The organism is Palleronia salina (assembly GCF_900141995.1).
Classification (GTDB): domain Bacteria; phylum Pseudomonadota; class Alphaproteobacteria; order Rhodobacterales; family Rhodobacteraceae; genus Palleronia; species Palleronia salina.
Genome location: NZ_FQZA01000003.1, coordinates 14,493 through 32,664, shown reverse-complemented (window position 1 = coordinate 32,664; position 18,172 = coordinate 14,493). Strand labels below are relative to the sequence as shown.

20 protein-coding genes are annotated in these 18,172 nt (G+C 70.6%); 11 read left to right on the top strand and 9 right to left on the bottom strand.

The window, feature by feature from the left end:
* Positions 1-7: 7 nt before the first annotated feature.
* The 4 genes from BUB76_RS05485 (at position 8) to BUB76_RS05470 (ending at position 4,640) form a co-directional block, all read left to right on the top strand.
* A complete protein-coding gene (locus BUB76_RS05485; protein WP_084140555.1) occupies positions 8-784 on the top strand; it encodes a cobalamin B12-binding domain-containing protein in 777 nt (258 codons plus the stop codon).
* A gap of 31 nt (positions 785-815) precedes the next feature.
* The gene (gene ppsR, locus BUB76_RS05480) at positions 816-2,231 is read left to right on the top strand and encodes a transcriptional regulator PpsR (RefSeq protein ID WP_073127630.1); all 1,416 of its coding nucleotides are present in this window, start codon (positions 816-818) and stop codon (positions 2,229-2,231) included.
* Positions 2,232-2,283: 52 nt separating this feature from the next.
* Entirely contained in the window at positions 2,284-3,318 is a 1,035-nt protein-coding gene (locus BUB76_RS05475) for an NADP-dependent oxidoreductase (protein ID WP_073127628.1), read from the top strand.
* Between the two features lie 68 nt (positions 3,319-3,386).
* Positions 3,387-4,640: an alpha/beta hydrolase family protein gene (locus tag BUB76_RS05470; protein WP_139250787.1), complete on the top strand. Its 1,254-nt coding sequence runs from the start codon at positions 3,387-3,389 to the stop codon at positions 4,638-4,640.
* A gap of 57 nt (positions 4,641-4,697) precedes the next feature.
* Here BUB76_RS05470 and BUB76_RS05465 read toward each other — a convergent pair whose 3' ends face one another.
* Together BUB76_RS05465 and BUB76_RS05460 are read right to left on the bottom strand one after the other, a co-directional pair.
* On the bottom strand, positions 4,698-5,813 hold the full coding sequence (locus tag BUB76_RS05465; protein WP_236737867.1) for an alkane 1-monooxygenase: 1,116 nt from the start codon (positions 5,811-5,813) through the stop codon (positions 4,698-4,700).
* A gap of 54 nt (positions 5,814-5,867) precedes the next feature.
* Positions 5,868-6,869 (bottom strand): A/G-specific adenine glycosylase, encoded by a 1,002-nt coding sequence (locus tag BUB76_RS05460; protein ID WP_073128073.1) that lies wholly within the window; start codon positions 6,867-6,869, stop codon positions 5,868-5,870.
* Between the two features lie 133 nt (positions 6,870-7,002).
* Here BUB76_RS05460 and BUB76_RS05455 point away from each other — a divergent pair, with 133 nt between their 5' ends.
* Together BUB76_RS05455 and BUB76_RS05450 are read left to right on the top strand one after the other, a co-directional pair.
* The gene (locus BUB76_RS05455) at positions 7,003-7,533 is read left to right on the top strand and encodes a DUF721 domain-containing protein (RefSeq protein ID WP_073127625.1); all 531 of its coding nucleotides are present in this window, start codon (positions 7,003-7,005) and stop codon (positions 7,531-7,533) included.
* Complete coding sequence (locus BUB76_RS05450) at positions 7,533-8,195, top strand: DsbA family protein (RefSeq protein ID WP_073127623.1); 663 nt, start codon at positions 7,533-7,535, stop codon at positions 8,193-8,195. The genes BUB76_RS05455 and BUB76_RS05450 overlap by 1 nt, the downstream gene beginning before the upstream one ends.
* Here the strand turns inward: BUB76_RS05450 and lpxK are convergent.
* From lpxK to BUB76_RS05425, 5 genes are all read right to left on the bottom strand, one after another.
* Complete coding sequence (lpxK, locus tag BUB76_RS05445) at positions 8,192-9,184, bottom strand: tetraacyldisaccharide 4'-kinase (RefSeq protein WP_073127621.1); 993 nt, start codon at positions 9,182-9,184, stop codon at positions 8,192-8,194. The genes BUB76_RS05450 and lpxK overlap by 4 nt on opposite strands.
* The gene (locus tag BUB76_RS05440; RefSeq protein WP_073127619.1) at positions 9,184-10,347 is read right to left on the bottom strand and encodes a 3-deoxy-D-manno-octulosonic acid transferase; all 1,164 of its coding nucleotides are present in this window, start codon (positions 10,345-10,347) and stop codon (positions 9,184-9,186) included. The genes lpxK and BUB76_RS05440 overlap by 1 nt, the downstream gene beginning before the upstream one ends.
* A gap of 361 nt (positions 10,348-10,708) precedes the next feature.
* Positions 10,709-11,494 (bottom strand): 3'(2'),5'-bisphosphate nucleotidase CysQ, encoded by a 786-nt coding sequence (locus BUB76_RS05435; RefSeq protein WP_073127617.1) that lies wholly within the window; start codon positions 11,492-11,494, stop codon positions 10,709-10,711.
* Positions 11,481-12,827: a TldD/PmbA family protein gene (locus BUB76_RS05430; protein ID WP_073127615.1), complete on the bottom strand. Its 1,347-nt coding sequence runs from the start codon at positions 12,825-12,827 to the stop codon at positions 11,481-11,483. The genes BUB76_RS05435 and BUB76_RS05430 overlap by 14 nt, the downstream gene beginning before the upstream one ends.
* Positions 12,828-12,903: 76 nt before the next feature.
* Positions 12,904-14,301: a hypothetical protein gene (locus tag BUB76_RS05425; RefSeq protein ID WP_073127613.1), complete on the bottom strand. Its 1,398-nt coding sequence runs from the start codon at positions 14,299-14,301 to the stop codon at positions 12,904-12,906.
* A gap of 192 nt (positions 14,302-14,493) precedes the next feature.
* Here BUB76_RS05425 and BUB76_RS05420 point away from each other — a divergent pair, with 192 nt between their 5' ends.
* Positions 14,494-15,252 (top strand): SDR family oxidoreductase, encoded by a 759-nt coding sequence (locus BUB76_RS05420; protein ID WP_073127611.1) that lies wholly within the window; start codon positions 14,494-14,496, stop codon positions 15,250-15,252.
* Positions 15,249-15,857, top strand: a complete 609-nt coding sequence (locus tag BUB76_RS05415; RefSeq protein WP_073127609.1) for an enoyl-CoA hydratase/isomerase family protein — start codon at positions 15,249-15,251, stop codon at positions 15,855-15,857. The genes BUB76_RS05420 and BUB76_RS05415 overlap by 4 nt, the downstream gene beginning before the upstream one ends.
* A gap of 538 nt (positions 15,858-16,395) precedes the next feature.
* Here the strand turns inward: BUB76_RS05415 and BUB76_RS05410 are convergent.
* Positions 16,396-16,701 (bottom strand): HNH endonuclease family protein, encoded by a 306-nt coding sequence (locus BUB76_RS05410; RefSeq protein WP_073127607.1) that lies wholly within the window; start codon positions 16,699-16,701, stop codon positions 16,396-16,398.
* A gap of 74 nt (positions 16,702-16,775) precedes the next feature.
* Here BUB76_RS05410 and BUB76_RS05405 point away from each other — a divergent pair, with 74 nt between their 5' ends.
* The 3 genes from BUB76_RS05405 to BUB76_RS17320 are packed head-to-tail and all read left to right on the top strand — an operon-like array spanning position 16,776 to position 17,775.
* Positions 16,776-17,213 (top strand): EVE domain-containing protein, encoded by a 438-nt coding sequence (locus BUB76_RS05405; RefSeq protein WP_073127605.1) that lies wholly within the window; start codon positions 16,776-16,778, stop codon positions 17,211-17,213.
* 16 nt (positions 17,214-17,229) lie between these two features.
* Entirely contained in the window at positions 17,230-17,517 is a 288-nt protein-coding gene (locus tag BUB76_RS17325) for a GNAT family N-acetyltransferase (protein ID WP_084140554.1), read from the top strand.
* A 3-nt stretch (positions 17,518-17,520) separates the two neighbouring features.
* Positions 17,521-17,775, top strand: a complete 255-nt coding sequence (locus BUB76_RS17320; RefSeq protein WP_084140553.1) for a GNAT family N-acetyltransferase — start codon at positions 17,521-17,523, stop codon at positions 17,773-17,775.
* A gap of 6 nt (positions 17,776-17,781) precedes the next feature.
* Here BUB76_RS17320 and BUB76_RS05395 read toward each other — a convergent pair whose 3' ends face one another.
* The gene (locus BUB76_RS05395; RefSeq protein ID WP_073127602.1) at positions 17,782-18,165 is read right to left on the bottom strand and encodes a GFA family protein; all 384 of its coding nucleotides are present in this window, start codon (positions 18,163-18,165) and stop codon (positions 17,782-17,784) included.
* Positions 18,166-18,172 lie beyond the last annotated feature (7 nt).

The following is an 18,172-nucleotide window of genomic DNA, read 5'->3' as shown; positions in this document are numbered from 1 at the left end:
CATCCCTATGACGGCCCGAAACCTGAAACCGGCATCGCCCCCGAAGCGCGAAAGCGGACCCGCCGTCAATGCGCTGGCCCGCAAGGCCTTGGCCGTCCTGGCCGCGCGCCGCGCCAGCCGCCCGCCCCTGTCCGAGACGTTCCTGTCCGAGATGCGCGCCGCCATCGCGTCGCCCGACAAATCCCGCCGGTGGGACCTGATCCATCGCATGGAAGAGGCCGGGATCAGCCGCGACGACATCTGCGACCTTTACGTGCCCCAGGTGGCGCGGCGCATGGGCGACGACTGGTGCAACGACGAGATGAGCTTCGCCGACGTCTCGATCGGCGCCGCCCGGCTGCAGGCCATGGTGCGCGACCTGGTGCCGGAAAAGGACGACAGGACCGAGTCGGACGGGCGTGACATCTCGGTCCTGGTGCTGGCCAACGAGTATCACACCCTGGGCGCCATGGTCCTGACCGGCCAGATGCGCCGCGTGGGCGTTTCGGTGCGGCTGATGCTGGGCCGCCCGGCGAGCGAGGTGGTCGAAACCGTGCGCGCCGGGCGTTTCGACGGCGTCATGATGTCCGTTGCCGAAAGCGACGACCTGACCCCGGTCCGTGACCTGGTGGAACGACTGTCCGCCGTCCTGCCCGCCCAGGTGCCGCTGATCGTCGGCGGCGCCATCCTGGGCGCGGGACCCGAGGCCGTGACGCGGCTGACCGGCGCCGCGCACGCCACGAACGATTTGACAACCGCTCTGTCGATGTGCTGTCAGACGGACGATCGAGGCACTGCGCCATGATCCGCAGAGCCTCAACAGTACCACAGACGCCATGACCTCGCGCGGTGCGAAATACTGGTCCACCGGGACCATTCCGCTGATCGCTCCCGATCTGCTGGGTTCGATCATCTCGTCGGCCTCGGACATCGCCGTGGTCATCTCGGACATGGGACAGATCCTTTCGGTGCTGGTGAACCCGCAGCAGAAGGGGCTCGACGTTCAGGAGGACTGGAACGGGCTCGACATGCGCGAGGTGCTGACGCCCGAGTCGGCCACCAAGCTGGAGCGCCGCCTGGCCGAGTTCGCCAGCGGGGTCGAGAACGACAAACCGCTGGAGCTGAACCACCGCGGCTCGTCCGGGCTGCAATTTCCCATCCGCTACAGCTTTCACCAGGTCGGGCCGGACGGCGCCATCCTGCTTCTGGGCCGCGACCTGCGCCCCATCGCCGAGATGCAGCAGCAGCTGGTCGAAGCCCAGCTGGCGCTGGAGCGGGACTACGAGCTGAACCGCGACATCGCCACGCGGATGCGCGTGCTGCTGGATATCAGCCGCGACGCCATCGCCTTCGTCGCGCTGAACACCGGGCGTATCACCGACCTGAACGGATCGGCCGCGCAAATCCTGGGGGGCTCGGTCGAGGACCTGAAAGGCGCCGCCTTCGCCGATGAGCTGACGGGCGGCGCGGGCACCGACGTGCTGGACCAGCTGGCGCGTGCGGGGCGCAGCGATGGCGCCGCGCGCACCGAACTGACGGTGCGGCGCACGCGCACGCCGCTGATGGTCGGCGTCACGCTGTTCCGCGCGGCCGGCGAGCGGATGCTGGTCTGCCGGATGGACCGCGCCGACCATGCAGCCGCCGGGACCCAGGCGCTGAACGACAACCTGGCGCGGCTGTATGACAGCTGCGCGGAAGGCATCGTGGTCACCGACCGGTCGGGCCAGATCGTGTCGGCCAATGACGGCTTCCTCGACCTGGCGGACCTGGACAATTCCGGGCTGGCCCTGGGCCGGAACCTGTCGGATTTCCTGGTGCGGGGCGGCGTCGACCTGAAGGTGATGTCCGACAACGCGGTGCGCAACGGCCAGATCAAGCTTTACGCGACCCGGTTCCGGACCGACGTGGGCGTCGAACTGCCGGTCGAGATCTCGGTCAGCTACCTGGCCGACGCCGAAAGCCCGATGCTGGGATTCATCCTGCGCGACGGCACCCGCAGCGAAACCTCCCGCGCGGCGCCCGGTGGGGTGGACGACGACACCATGCGCTCGATCCGCGAACTGGTCGGCACCGCGTCCCTGAAGGAACTGGTGGGCGAAACCTCGGACGTGGTCGAGAAAATGTGCATCGAGACCGCGGTCGAGCTGACCGGCAACAACCGCGTTGCGGCCGCCGAAATGCTGGGCCTCTCGCGCCAGTCGCTCTACGTGAAGTTGCGGAAATACGGCCTGCTGGCGCGCAACGACGACTGAGCCGCCCTCGGGCCCTCCTGAAATCGCGATCCAAGGAAAGGAATGATCGAGCATGACCGATCAGGCACATCGAGTCGTTTTGGCCGCCCGTCCCCAGGGTGAGGCGACGCTGGACGACCTGCGGCACGAGGCGTTCGACCCGCCCGCCCCCGGCGACGGCGAGGTCGCGCTGCGCACCATCTGGCTGTCGCTGGACCCCTACATGCGCGGCCGCATGGACGACGCGAAAAGCTACGCCAAGCCGGTCAGCCTTGGCGAAGTGATGACCGGCCAGACCGTGGGCGAGGTGACGGCGTCCAATCACCCCGACTTCGCGCCTGGTGACATCGCCACGGGCATGACCGGCTGGACCAGCCACGCGGTGATGCCGGGCGACGAGCTGCGCAAGCTGGACCCGTCCCGCGCGCCCGTGCAGGCGGCGCTGGGTGTGCTGGGCATGCCGGGCCTGACGGCCTGGGTCGGCGTCAACGACATCCTCGAGGCGCAATCGGGCCAGACCCTGCTGATCTCGGCCGCCACGGGCGCCGTGGGCACGGTCGCGGGACAGGTTGCCAAGGCCAAGGGCTGCCGCGTCGTCGGCGTCGCCGGCGGCCCCGAGAAATGCGACTTCGCCACGTCCGAGCTGGGCTACGACGCCTGCATCGACCACCACGCCAACGCCGATGGCCGCGCCATGGCCGAGGCCATCGCCAAGGTCGCGCCGGACGGCGTGGACGGCTATTTCGAGAATGTCGGCGGCAAGACTCTGGCCGGGGCCATCCAGAACATGAACGATTTCGGCCGCATCGCCATCTGCGGCATGGTCGCGTGGTACGGCGGTCAGAACCTGGACCAGGGGCCGATGGGCCCGGTGCTGTGGCGCAACATGCTGACCCGCAAGCTGACCGCGCGCGGGTTCATCATCTTCGACCACTGGCACCGCTTCCCCGACTTCCTGGACGAGGTCGCACCGATGGTCGCCGATGGCCGCGTGAGCTACCGCGAGAGCGTGACCGAGGGGCTGGAATACGCGCCCAAGGCCTTCCTCGACATGCTGAAGGGCGGCAATTTCGGCAAGACGCTGGTGCGGGTCGGCGCCGACCCTTAAACCTCGGGTTGTATCCTGTCGCCGCGCGTCCCATGCTGCGGCGACAGGAGGACAACATGCTGAAAAAAATGACATTTGCCGCCGCCATCGCGGCCCTTCCGGCGTGGGCGGACCATCCGATCGACGTGGTCCGCCCCGACGCGCCCACGCTTGCCCCCTTCGGCGACCGGGTGATCGGCGTGCGCACCATGACCTTCACGCGCGAGGGCGTGGTCGACGTGCTGAACGCCACCGAGGACGCGCAGCCGACCTATGACCGCGACCTGACCGTCGAGATCTGGTATCCCGCCGCCGAAGGGACCGAGCCCGGCGGCACCTACGAGGCCACGCTGCGCGACGGCGAAACGACGACCACCCTCACCGGCCGCGCGGCCCGCGACGCGGCGCCGGCCAGTGGCGAGACCTTCCCGCTGGTCCTGATCTCGCACGGCTATCCCGGCAACCGCTTCCTCATGAGCCACCTGGGCGAGAACCTGGCGTCCAAGGGCTATGTCACGGCGTCGATCGACCACACCGACAGCACCTATTCCGACATGGCCGCGTTCGGCTCGACCCTTTACAACCGCCCGCAGGACCAGGCCTTCGTGCTGGACCAGATGGCAGGGCTGGAGGGTGACCTCGGCGCCATCATCGACGGCGATACCGCCGGGCTGATCGGGTATTCCATGGGTGGCTACGGGGCGCTGATCTTCGCAGGCGCGGGGCTGGACGCCGCGCCGCTGGACCTGGCCTACGCCCCGCCGGGTGGCCTGCTGGAAGAGCTGCAAGTGGGTGCGGACCTGCACGAAAGCCTGTCCGACGAACGCCTGAAGGCGGTGATCGCCATCGGGCCTTGGGGGCGCAACCGCGATTTCTGGAGCGCCGAGGGCCTGTCGCAGATCGACCTGCCGCTGATGATCATGGCGGGGAGCGTCGACGACGTGTCGGTCTACGACGACATGCGCACGATCTTCGACGAGACCACCGGCACCCGCCGTCACCTGCTGACCTTCGAGGACGCGAACCACAACGCCGCCGCGCCGATGCCCGCGCCGCCCGAGGCGATGGATCCCGAACTGGACATCTTCAGCCACTACGGCGACGCGGTCTGGGACAATCGCCGCATGAACAACATCGCCCAGCATTTCGCCACGGCCTTCATGGACCTGCACCTGAAGGGCGACAGCGCCAAGGCGGATTATCTCGACCTGGTCGAGAACGCGTCGGACGGCGTCTGGTCCGTGGACGATGACGGGACCGAGCAGGACGACCACACCTACTGGGAAGGCTTCCCCGAGCGCACGGCGGTGGGCCTGCGGTTCGAAACGCGCGAGGCCGAGTAAGAGACTATCCAGGATAGTCTCCCGCACATCATCTTCGGATGATGTGCGCGACGCCGCCTAGCGCGGCATCGGCGTGGCGGCCTTGTTGTAGGCGCTCCAATCCTCGATCTCGGGATAGTTCTGCCGCCGCCACGCCCGCACCCGCGGGTTCATCATCCGCCGCCACAGGGGCGGTATCATCGCCACCATGGTCATCACCGGGTAGCCCGCCGGCAGCTGGGGCGCCTCGTCGGCCGAATAATTCTGAAGCAGCGGATAGGGCCGGTCGGGCTTGAAATGGTGGTTCGAGTGGCGTTGCAGGTTGATGAGCAGCCAGTTCGACGCCCGCTGCGCCGCGTTCCACGAATGGCGCGGCTGGACATGCTCGTACTTCCCGTCGCCCAGGTGTTTGCGCGTCAGCCCGTAGTGCTCGACGTAGTTCACGAGCTCCAGCTGCCAGATGGCGACGCCCGCCTGCACCAGAAGCCACAGAAGCCCCTCGAACCCGCCCAGCAGCAGAGCCAGCGACGCGAACCCGGCCTGAAGCGCCCAGTAGCGCCAGAAGGGATTGCGCGCGTCCCACCACGGGCGGCCGCGCCGGGCCTGCATGGCGGCCTCGGCGCGGAAGGCCGAGCGGAAACATTGCCACAGGACGCGGGGATAGTAGCGGTGAAAGCCCTCGTTGTAGCGGGCAGAGACCGGATCGCGCGGCGTGCCGACATAGCGGTGATGGACCAGCAAGTGTTCGGACCGGAAATGCGAGTAGAACACCATCGCCAGCAACAGGTCGGCCATCCACCGCTCCAGCCGCGAGCGCTGGTGCATCAGCTCGTGGCTGTAGTTGATGCCGACCGTTCCGGAAACGATGCCGAGCCCGAAGAAGATGCCGAACTTCTCCCACCCGTTCAGGGTCGGATCGCGGGTGACCAGGTAGATCGCGCCAAAGATCAGGATGAATTGCAGCGGGAACCAGATCAGCGTGATCAGCCGGTACCAGAACAACTGGGCATCCGGGGTCTCGGGGTCCTCGTTCGCCTCGTTAAGGCCGGCAAAGCTGTCGATGATCGAGAACAGGTACCAGGTGACGGCGGGCATGAGCAGGACCCACCAGCCGCCCTGGATGGTGATGAACACCGCGATGGGGATCAGCGCCATCGACAGCCAGAAGGGCAGTGCCTTGGTTACTCGCGACATTTCAGACATCCGTGCGGGGATCAGCTTGGATGCAATATGCCCCCGCCCGCGCCGTCACTCAATCGGGGGCAGTGTCGCGGCGGCCAGATCGTAGGCTTTGCGCATCACCGTGGGCAGGTCGGCGGGGCGGAAGCTCTCGCGCGTGACGAAACGGCCCCGGTCGGGCGTGACGTCACCGACCTGCGCGACGCGGAGCGACAGCGACAGGTGGAAATGGGTGAAGGTATGGCGCACCTCGGCACCCGGGTCGGCCCAATCGGCGGCCAGGGGTGGCGCGTGGTCCGGCACCGCTTCGGCCCAGTCGCTGCCCGGCCAGCCCAGCATGCCGCCCAGCAGCCCCTTCTCGGGACGCGTCTCCAAGAGCCACGCCCCGTCGCGCCGCCGCGCGAGGTAGGCCACGCCTTGGCGCACCGGCTTGGCCGCCTTGGGGCGTTTGCGCGGCAGCTCGGGCTGGAGGCCCAGCGCCCGCGCGCGGCACGGGCCCGACCACGGGCAGATTCCGCAGGCCGGGCTGCGCGGCGTGCAGATCGTTGCGCCGAGGTCCATCACCGCCTGCGCGTAATCCCCGGGCCGCGTCCCTGGCGTCAGGTCCGCGGCCAGCGCGGTCAGCTCGGGCTTGGCATCGGGCAAGGGCGTCTCAACGGCATGGAGCCGGGCCATCACCCGTTCGACATTCCCATCCACCACGACCGACGGCCGGTCGAAGGCGATCGCCGAGACGGCAGCGGCGGTGTAGGGGCCGATCCCCGGGAGCTTCAGAAGCGCGTCGTAGGTGTCGGGAAACCGCCCGGCATGCTCGTACGCGACGACGCGGGCGCACTTCAGCAGGTTCCGGGCGCGGGCGTAGTATCCCAACCCCGCCCAGGCGGCCATGACATCGGCATCCTCGGCCGCCGCGAGGTCGGTCACCTTGGGCCAGATCCGCGTGAACTTGAGGAAGTACTCCCGCACCGCTGCCACGGTGGTCTGCTGGAGCATGACCTCGCTCAGCCACACTGCGTAGGGGTCGGGGCGCACGCCACGGGCGCGGTCGGCGGGCGACACGCGCCACGGCATGATCCGCGCGTGACGGTCGTACCAGTCCAAAAGCTCGGTGCCGAGGTCGATGGCGCTGTCGTCACGCAAGTTTTATGCTCTCCCAACGCATTCCCGGCTGGTCCGAATCCGGCCCCGCCCATAGATACGGCATATGGCAACGACACCCCATCGGCGACCCTACCGTCGCAGCGCGCAGCGCGCCTCGACCCTGCTCGAGCAGCAGATCCGCCGCGTGGGCGAAAGCCGGGGCTTTGCCGTCAGCCGCCTGCTGACCCACTGGCCCGAAATCGCCGGCCCCGACATCGCCGCGATCGCGCGGCCCGTCAACGTGCGCTACGGTCGCGGCAGCATGGGCGCGACCCTGACCGTGCTGACCACCGGCGCGCAGGCCCCGATGCTGGAAATGCAGAAGGACAAGCTGCGCGAGCGGGTCAATGCCTGCTACGGCTATAACGCCATCAGCCGCATCCGCATCACCCAGACCGCGCCCACCGGATTTTCCGACGGCGCGGTTGAATTCACCCCGGCGCCGAAGCAGGCGCCACGTCAACCCACACCGCAGGCCGTCACCGCGGCCCGCGCCAGCACGTCCGACGTGACCGATCCGGGCCTGCGCGCCGCGCTGGAACGGTTGGGCAGCCACGTGCTGGACACGTCACCTACCCCGAAAGGACCCAAATAATGAACAAGATCGTCCCCGCCATCGCAGCCGCCGCCGTCCTGGGCGCCGGCGCTTGGTATTTCTCGACCACCCCCGGCGGCGCGCCCGGCGCCACGTCCTTCCAGGTCGAGGCCCAGGAAAGCAGCGAGGCCGATCTGTCGCTGGTGCAGGAAATGTCGATGGGCAACCCCGACGCCGACGTGACCGTCATCGAGTACGCGTCCTTCACCTGCCCCCATTGCCGCACCTTCCACGACAACGTCTTCGACGACCTGAAGGAAAACTACATCGACTCTGGCAAGATCAACTTCATCTACCGCGAGGTCTATTTCGACCGCTACGGCCTGTGGGCCGGGATGGTGGCCCGCTGCGCCGGGCCCGATCGCTATTTCGGGATCGCCGACCTGATCTACGAACGGCAGAGCGAATGGGCCCAGGGCGAGCCCGCGCAGATCGCGCAGAACCTGCGCCAGATCGGCAAGACGGCCGGGCTCGGCGATGATCAGCTGGACGCCTGCCTGAACGACGCGGCCAAGGCCCAGGCCCTGGTCGCCACCTACGAGCAGAACGCCGCCGCGGACAATATCCGCGCGACGCCGAGCTTCGTGATCGACGGCGAGAACTACTCGAACATGAACTACGCCGACTTCTCGGCGATCCTGGACGAGAAGCTGGCCGACTAAGCCTCGAACAGCCGCGCCAGGGCCGTCTCCAACGGTTCCGGCGCGGCGATCTCAAGCCGCACCGGCAGGGTCAGAACCTTGGTGCGAAAGCTTTGCGGCAGGCGCACGGCGTCCTTCTCGGTCGTGACGAGCTGGGCGTTCATCTCGCGCGCGTCGCGCTCCAGCCGGGCCATCAACGCGGGCGACAAGGCCTGATGATCCTCCAGCGGCTCGGCGTGGATCAACTCGGCGCCGAGCCCCCGCAGCGTATCGAAGAATTTCTGCGGCCGGCCGATCCCGGCGAAGGCAAGGGCGCGCAATCCCTGCCATGGCATGCCCGTTGGCAGCGGGGCCAGCCGCGCGGCCACCACAGGCAAATCCACGCCCTGCCCCCAACCGCGGGCGAAGTCCCGCTGCGCGTCTTCGTCGCCGATGGCCAGCACCAGGTCGGCGCGGGCGAGCCCGGCGGCCACCGGCTCACGCAAAGGGCCCGCCGGCAGGACACGGCCGTTGCCGAAGCCGGTGGCGGCGTCCACCACGACAATGGACAGGTCCTTGTCCAGACCCGGGTTTTGCAGCCCGTCATCCATGACCACCACGTCGGCGCCCGCGGCAACCGCCGCGCGGGCGGCGGCGGCGCGGTCGCGGCCCACCCAGACCGGGCAGAAGGCCGACAGCAGCAACGGCTCGTCCCCCACGGCGGCGGCGTCGTGAATGGCGGGATCCACGCGCAACGTCTCGCGCTGCCGTCCGCCGTAGCCGCGCGAGACGACATGCGGCGCCCGCCCCATGGACTGAAGCCGCTGCACGACATGGATGACCGTGGGGGTCTTGCCGGTGCCGCCCGCGTTGATGTTGCCGACGCAGATCACCGGCGCCTCGACGCGCGCACCGGGCCGGGCCACGCGGCGCGCGGTGGCGGTGGCGTAGAGCGCGCCTAGGGGCGCCAGCACCCGCGCCTGCCAGCCTGGGCTGTCGGGCGGGCGATTCCAGAAGGCGGGCGGACGCATCAGGCGGGCTCCTTCAGGGCGCGCACGGCGCGGTCCAGCGCGGCCAGCACCGTGTGGGACGCCTCGGCCCCGCGCGTCAGGACGTCCCAGGCGCGGTGGGCGAAGGCGGCGGCGCGGTCGGGCACCAGCATCTGCTCGACCGCCTGGCCCAGCGCGTCCGATCTCAGGACGATCTGCGCCGCCTGCGCCTGGTCCAGCGCCGACAGCGTGCGCTGGTAGTCGCCGCCCATGGGGCCGTGGATCACGACCGAGCCCAGCGCCGCGGGAATGGCCGGGTCGCAATCGCCGCCGCCGCTGAGCGTGCCGCCCATGTAGGTGATCGAGGCGAGCCGCGCCCAGAGCCCGATCTCGCCCGGATCGTCGGCGATCAGCACCTGGCAATCGGGGGCGGGTTCGTCGCCGACCGACCGCAGGGCGACACGCATCCCCATGTTTTGCAGGCGATCCGCGAGGGCCAGGCCCGCCACGGGATCGGCAAGCTCGAGGATCAGCAGCAGCCTGTGCGACAGCTGCGCGGCCGCGCGGTGGGCGGCGAGCACGGCGTCGACCTCGGCCGGGGGCGTGGCGGCCGAAAGCCACACAGGCCGCGACGCCAGCAGCCGGGTCATGTCGTCGAGATCACTGGCGATGACCGGCGGTGGCACGGGCGTGGTGGCCAGTGGCCCCAGTGGGCGCACCACGTCCGACAGCCGGGGATCGTCGCGGGTGGCATGCACCAGAACGAAGTGATCCAGCGGCCGCACCAATGCGATGGCGTGGCGTCCCGGATCGGCGTCGATGGCCACTTGCGCGATCCCGCGGAAATGGCATTCCTCCCACGTTATGGGCCATGGGTCGGGTCCGGAAAATACAGCGATATCAGGGGCCCAGTGATTGAGGAAGGCGCGCCCGCCGCCGCGCGTGTCGACCGGTTGCGCCCCCTGCACGAGGTCGGGGCGCCACGGCTCCTGGTCGCCGGTGACAAGGATGTTGAGATCCGGGAAGCGGCGCGACAGGGCGTCGATCACCAGTGTCACGCCGGGGCGCGGTCCGCCGTCGCAGAATTGCGCCCAGAGCAGTGGACCCTCGGGCCGCTGGCCTGGATCGGGCGTCGGGGCGAGCGGCGCGGGCGTGGCGCGGCGGACGGCCAGGCGATGGCGCAGGAGGGAAAGCGAGAACGCCATGGGCCGTTTCAGCGCGGCCGGGCGGCGATGCGGGTCGGGGAACGCTGATCCATGGGCGGGCTCCTGCGGTTGGGGCGCGAGGGTACGCCAGCGGCCCGCCGGGTCAAGTGACCGCCCGGTGTCCCCCCGTGTGCACCGACGGTGCCGCAACCGTCCCCGGCCCGTGCGCCACGCGTGCCGCAACCGTGCGCCGTTCGGCACGGGCCGTGCAGACAGGGTCGGCGTCCCGATGCCCGTTGTGCATCACCCGTGCACAGGGGGTCGGACACATGGTGCACGTCCGAGCGGAGATCTCCCGAAGTGCTCGTCGTGGTGCGTCACGCGCGCCGTCCGAGGATCGCGCATCTGACCGCCCACGACCCTAGGCCAGCCGCGACAGGATCTCGCCGTGCAGCGCCGGGTTCGCGGCCAGGACGCCGTCGGTCTGCCGCCCGGGCGAGTTGAACCGCAGCGCGGCCCCGCGGCGGTCGGTGACCGTGGCCCCGGCCTCGGCCGCGATCAGCACGCCGGCGGCGATGTCCCATTCCCACGCGTCGCGCAGGGTGATCATCGCGTCGAACCGGCCTTGCGCCACCACCGCCAGCCGATAGGCCATGGAGGGGCGGAAATGCTTCGAGAAGCCCGGCACGCCGTCGCGCCAGTGGCGGTCGGCATAGGTGCCCTTGGAGGTGATGAGCCGCGCGCCTTCGGCCCCCGCCGTGGCGGTGACCGACAGCGCGGATTTCGCGTCGCCCGCGACGATCAGGCGTGCGCCCTGTCCCTGCCCCGCGACATAGGTCAGGCCCTTGGCCGGCATGTGGATCACCGCGTCGGTAACCGTGCCGCCGCTGGCCACGGCGAGGCTGAGCGCCCAGTTCTCCTGCCCCGACAGATACGCGCGGGTGCCGTCGATGGGATCGACGATGAAACAGCGCTCGCGGTCCAGCCGTGCGGGGTCGTCGGGGGTTTCCTCGCTGAGCCAGCCGTAGCCGGGGCGCGCGGCGGTCAGGGTGCGGCGCAGGTCGGTATCGACCTCGATATCGGCCTCGGACACGGGCGTGCCGTCGGACTTGGTCTCGGTCTCGGGGTCTTCCCGCCAGTGCGACATGGCGATCTCGCCCGCGTCGCGCGCGGCCGCCAGCAGAAGGTCGAGGTCAGTCGCCGGCAAGTGTCAGGCCTTCGACCAGAAGCGACGGCACCACCCGGCTGAGATGCGTGCGCGCGTCGTTCGCGGGCCGGATCCGGGGCAGCATGTCGCGCAGGTTGCCCGCCAGCGTGATCTCGTTCACCGGGTAGGCGATCTCGCCCCCTTCGACCCAGAAGCCCGACGCCCCCCGGCTGTAATCGCCGGTATTGGGGTTGATGGTCGAACCGATCATCGAGGTGACGAGCAGGCCTGTGCCGATCTCGGCCATGAGGTCCGCCCGGGACTGGGTGCCCTGCGTCAGCGCGAGGTTGGTGACCGACGGCTGCGGCGGCGCGCCGGTGCCGCGCGCGGCGTTGCCGGTGCTGGGCAGCCCCAGCTTGCGGCCCGTGGCCAGGTCCAGCGTCCAGCCGGTGAGGATGCCATCCTCGACGATGGCGCGACGCTGGCGCGGCAGGCCCTCGCCGTCGAAGGGACGCGACCCCGACACGCGGGGGCGGAACGGATCCTCGACCAGGTCGATGCCCCTGGGCAGGATCTGCTGGCCCAGAAGGTCGCGCGCCCAGCTTGAGCCGCGCGCGATGGCGGTGCCGTTGATGGCCATGACGAGGTTGCCGATCAGCGACGACGCGATGCGTTCATCGAAGATCACCGGGTAGGCGCCCGTCTTGGCGCGCCGGGCGCCCTGGAGCGCTACGGCCCGTTCGCCCGCGATGACGCCGATGCCGTGCGGGTCGGGCAGGTCGGCCGCGTAGACGCGGGATTCGCCGTGGTAGTCCCGCTCCATCCCCGTGCCTTCGCCGCTGATGGCGACTGCGGAATACGAGGTCGAGCTGCGGCGGTATCCGCCCGAGAAGCCGTTGGTGGCGGCCAAATGGATCTCGGCCCAGCCGTGCCCGGCCGAGGCCGATTGCACCTGCGTCACCCCGTCGATGGAGGCGGCCCCGGATTCGAGCGCCAGCGCGGCGTCCTGAAGCGCGGCGGGTGCGGGCTCGTCCGCCGGGTCGACAAGGTCGAGCGCGGCGGCGTCCCAGTCGGTGGCAAGCTGCGAGGGGTCGGCCAGGCCCGCGCCCGGATCCTCGGGCGCGAGGCGGGCCATGGTGACCGCACGTTCGGCCATCTCGGCGATGGTGGCGTCGGTCAGGTCCGAGGCCGACACGCAGGACTGCCGCCGCCCGATCAGCACGCGCAGCCCGATCTCGGTGCCTTCCGACCGTTCGGCCTGTTCCAGCGCGCCGCCGCGCACGTCGATGCCGATGGACGCCTCGCGCACCGCGATGGCATCGGCGGCTTCGGCCCCGGCCTTCAGGGCGGCGTCGAGCAGGCGGGCGGTCAGCTGGTCGAGCGGAGCGGGCATCGTCGGTCCTTTGCGTCGGGATCCACCGCAGGTAGCCCGCCCGGCGCCCTGCCGCAAGACCGCCGCCCGCGCCCGGTCAGCGCAGGCGGGTGCCGTTGACCGAGATCGCGCCGTCGGGGCCGAAGGTCACGTCGCTGCGCAGGCCGTCGCCGTCGGGCTCGGGTTCGGTGAGGAACATCAGCCCCATGCGCGCGCCCACGTCCTGGCCCGGCGGCAGCAGGCCGGTCTGGCCCAGGTCGCCGATCAGCTCCAGCAGGCCGGTGCCGATGAAGCTGAGCTGCCCGCTGCGCGCCGGGGGGTCCAGCGGCGCGGTGACGCTACCGCCGCCGGTGATGCTGGCGCCCAGCGCCGACAGGCTCAGCGTTTCGAGCGTCAGCTCGGATAGCTCGTAGGCCAGCGGCACCGGCAGGCCCGGGTGCACCAGCTGCCCCGTGCCGCTGATCTCGGCGGTCAGGTTCAGCGGCGTGCGGGCGAGGAACCCGGAGGGATCGAACGTCTCCCAGGCCGTTTCGGACGGGGCCAGGGCGACGACCGACAGCGACAGGCCAAGCTCGGTCTGTTCATCCTCGGCTGCCGCCCCGGGGATCGTGCCCGACCATTCGAGACGGTCGAGCGTGCCCAACACCTGGACCGGCGCGCCGGGGGCCAGGGCAGCGGACAGTTCCACGCCGCCGAGCGTGCCCTCGGTCCCCTGCCGCGCGGGCGCGGAGCGCGTGGCGATCGAGGTTTCGGCGATCGCCAGCTCGACCGCTTCGGCGCCGCCGCCCAGCCCGCCGGTCAGCCGCACCAGGATGTCCTGCGTGGACTGCTCGGCCTCGAACGCTCCGGTGCCGCTTTCTCCGCGGCTGGCGAACAGCCCGGCCACGGTATCGGCGCGCGTGGTTCCTTCGGACGGGCCGGTGACCAGCTGGAAATTGACGGTCCCCGTCTCGCCCGGGAAAAGGCCGGTGACGCCGACGCCTTCGGACCGGCTGGACACGGTCAGCGCGTCGGGCGCGAGTTCGAGCGTGGTCTCGGCGCCGTTGACCAGCGCCTCGATCGGGCCGGGCAGCTCCGGCCCCTCGACCCGCAGCGGCAGCGTGGGCGACAGCGCGTCGTAGCTGAGTGTCGCGTCCGCGCGGCTGACCGTGACCTCGGTCGGGTCGAGATCGAGGATCACCGCGACATCGGGCATGTCGTCCCGCGAGATCCTGGCCGATCCGGGCACGCGGATCGCCACCGTGCCATCGGACCGGTCCGTCATCTCGACCCGGTCGATGGCCACCACCGTCCGGCTGCCGTCGTCCTGGGCGATCTCGACCGCCAGGTCCGCGAGCGACAGGCCCGAGCCGTCGCGGTCGACCTCGGCCGTGGTGGTCACGCCGGGGCCGCCATCCTGCCAGGCCGCCCAGATCTCGTCGGCGGTGACCTGGGCGAGGGCGGCGTGGGGCAGGATCAGGCAGGCGGCGGGCAGAAGGGCGCGCGGGGAGAACATGGCGGACTTTCGGATAGGCTGCGGGGCGTGGTCCACGATGGGCGCGGCGCGGCGCGCGGTCAAGCGCGGGGTGCCGTGGCCGCGGCGATCCAGACGGGGGGATCTCGTTCCCGTTGGACGGGCCGGGCCGCGTGCCCTAGCCTTTGGCCCGAAGCGCGACGCGCGCAGAGGCAAGGTCGAAGGAGCACGGTTATGGGCAAGATGGACGGCAAGGTCGTGATGGTCACGGGGGCCAGCCGCGGCATCGGCGCGGCGGCGGCACGGGAATTCGTGGCCGAGGGCGCCAAGGTCGCCCTGCTGGCGCGTTCGGGCGACGAGATCGGCGCCATCGCGGGCGAACTGGGGGCCGACAACGCGCTGGCGATCCCCTGCGACATCAGCCGCTACTGGGAAATGCGCGCCGCCGTGGATGCCTGCCTGGGCACCTTCGGGCGGCTGGACGTGCTGATCAACAACGCGGGCGTGATCGAGCCGATCTCGCACCTGTCGCAGGCCGACCCCGAGGCCTGGGGGCAGGTCATCGACATCAACCTCAAGGGCGTCTTCAACGGGATGCGCGCGGCGATGCCCACCATGATCTCGGCGGGCGGCGGGACGATCATCACGATCTCGTCCGGCGCGGCGCATGGCCCGGTCGAAGGGTGGTCGCATTACTGCGCCTCGAAGGCCGGCGCGGCGATGCTGACCCGCTGCGCCGACAAGGAGGCGCGAGAGAGCGGCCTGCGCGTCATGGGCCTGTCGCCCGGCACCGTGGCCACCGACATGCAGCGCGAGATCAAGGCGTCGGGCGTCAACCCGATCAGCCAGCTGGACTGGTCCGAGCACATCCCGCCCGAATGGCCCGCCAAGGCGCTGGTCTGGATGGCCGGCCCCGACGGCGACGACTTCCTGGGCGAGGAGATCTCGCTGCGTGACGAAGGGATCCGCACCCGCATCGGCCTGACCGTATGAGCGACCACGTGCGCGTGGCGCGCGCCGAGGGCCGCGTGACGATCACGCTGGACCGGCCGGGCAAGGCCAACGCCCTGACCGAGGAGATGCTGGACGCGGTGGCCCGCGCCGCCGGGACGGCCGACGCCCCGGTGCTGGTCGTGACGGGTGCGGGAGACGTGTTCAGCGCGGGCGCTGACCTGGAGGCCGCCCGTTCGGGGCTGGCGACATCCGGTGTTTGGGAGCGCGTTTCAGGCGCCATCGCCGCCTTCCCCGGTCTCAGCGTCGCGGCGCTGAACGGCCCGTGCGCGGGCGGCGCCATGGGGATGATGCTGGCCTGCGACCTGCGCGTCGCGGTGCCCGGCGCACGGTTCTTCTACCCGGTGATGAAGCTGGGGTTTTTGCCGCAGCCCTCGGACCCGGGGCGTCTGCGCGCGCTGGTGGGGCCGGCGCGCGCCAAGCTGATCCTGATGGGCGGCGCGCGGGTGACGGCGGACGAGGCGCTGGCCATGGGACTGGTGGACCGGGTCACCGAGGACCTGGGCGCCGAGGTCGATGCGCTGTCGGCTGACGCGATGGCCGCGCGGGAGGGCCACGCGGCGGCGATCAAGGCAATGCTCGGGTGAGGGAAGACTGACTGCGCGTTCCGGCGCGAGCCTGACCCGATTGGCCGCCATTACCGAGTTTTGCCGCCAGTTCGGAGGGCCGCGCCCGGCCGCGGGCGGGAGCGAAGCGCCCGCCCATGGGGGCGGTCGGGCGCTGCCCGGCGTGGCCGCCGAGCGGGTCTTCCGCTGGCAAAGGTTGGCGAGATCGGGTCACGGCCCATGGTCAGCGGTCAAGCCGGTCTTCACCGCGCGGGAGGTCCGAGCGAGGGGGCGCCAGCCCAAGAGGTATGGATTCGGTGCAAAGGGCAGCACCCGGCCGCGGGCGGAAGCGAAGCGCCCGCCCATGGGGGCGGTCGGGCGCTGCCCGGCGTGGCCGCCGAGCGGGTTCTATCCTTTCGCTGGATGGCGAGCTGGGCACGGTTCGGGCTGGATCAGCCGATCGTTCGATCCGCCCAACGCCGCGCACACAGCGAGAATCCGGAGGGGATCGAATACGCGAAGTGGGCCGCGCGCGCCCAAGCGCTTGGTCGAAGGACCGCCCGACGCGGGCCGCGCCCCCTTACCGCCGGTTGCGCCCCGCCCGTCGGCCGCCCGGCGTCTTCGAGCGGAAGCCGGGCGGGCGCTTCGAAACCCAGGCGATGAACCGCTCGATCCGGGGATGGGCGCGCAGCGCCTCGATGCTGGCGAAGTTGCGGGCGAGCTCTGCCTCGGAGAGCGTGGCGTGGATCTCGTTGTGGCAGATCTGGTGCAGCAGCACCGTGGGCCCGCCCTTGCCGCCGCGCAGCTTGGGGACCAGGTGGTGCGCGCTTTGCGGCACGTCGGGCGGGATCGGGCGCCCGCAGAGAGGGCAGATGGGATCGCTCATGGGCCTGGACTTGCGGCGGCGGCCCCCGGGATCAAGCGCGGGAACCGCGCGCGGCGGCCGGGGCTTGGGTCGGCATGACCGAAAGGCAATACTGGATCTCGGTGGCGTCGAAGGACCACCTGGACGCGGCGGTGGAGTCGGCGCTGGTGGTCTTCGGGCCGGGCCGCGACAGCGCGGCCGCGCGCCCGGCGCGGGGCGACTGGGTGGCCAGCTACGCGCCCGCCGAGACCATGGACCGCGACACGCCCGTGCGCCGCTTCGTCGCCATGGCGCAGATCGACGACGACACGCCCGAAAGCCGCCCGGTCAGCGATGGCGGACAAGCGATGTCGCGCCGGGCGACCTATCACCACGACCGTGACGCCGACATCTACGACCTGCTGAACGCGTTCTCGTTCGTCACCGACCGGTCGCATTGGGGCGTGCATTTCCACCGCTCGCTGTTCGAGGTGACGAAGGACGACATGCTGGCCATCGCGCGGGCCATGGGCGTAGATGGCCGCAAGTTGTAGCGGCCGGGACAGCACCATGGAGCATCTGGACGAGGGCCCGCGGCCCGAGCGGGTCGACGCGCTGATCGCGCTGGTCGAGGCGAGCTTTCGCGACGCGGCGGATGCGGACGAGGCGCGGATCGTGGCGGACCTGGCCCGGAATATCATCGCCACCACGCCCGCGTCGGACCTGAAGGTGTGCTCGGCCCTCTCGGACGGCGCGCGGCGAGCGGTGATCCTGTTCACCCGGATGCGCCCGGCCGAATCGGGGCGCAGCGTGTTCCTGCTGTCGCCCGTGGCCGTGGCGACCGACGCGCAGGGCTAAGGCGTGGGCAGCGGGCTGATCGCCTTCGGGCTGGAGCGTCTGCGGCAGGGCGGCGTCGATACGGTCGTCACCTATGGCGACCCGGCCTTCTACGGACGGCTGGGGTTCGCCGCGCTGGACCCCGACGCCGCGCCGCCGCCCCATCCGCTGAGCCAGCCGGTGGGCTGGATCGGGCAGGCGCTGGACGGTGGCGCGGTGCGGCCGCTGCCGGGTCCGCTGAAGACCGTGCCCGCCTTCGACCGGCCCGACATCTGGTAGCGGGGATCAGTCGGCGTCGTCCGGGCGGTTCCGTGGGTGCGAGGCGATGCCCGGCATTGGCGGAAGCCACGACTCGCGCCGGTCGCACCAGAGCTCGTAATCCGGGCGAAACAGGTCGGGCGCATCCATGGCGCCCAGGTGCAACTCGATCTCGGTTCCGGACGCGGCGAAGACCGACGCGCCGCAGCGCGGGCAGAAGGCGCGGCCCTGGTAGCTGGCGGGCGTGCCGGTCACGCGAATACGGTCACGCGGGAAGATGGCCGCGGCGTAGAAGACGGCGCCGTGGTGCTTGCGGCAGTCGAGACAGTGGCAGAGCCCGACGCGGTCGGGCTGTCCGGTGGCGGTGAACCGGATGTCGCCGCAAAGGCATCCGCCGGTGTAGCTGTCCATGGCGCGG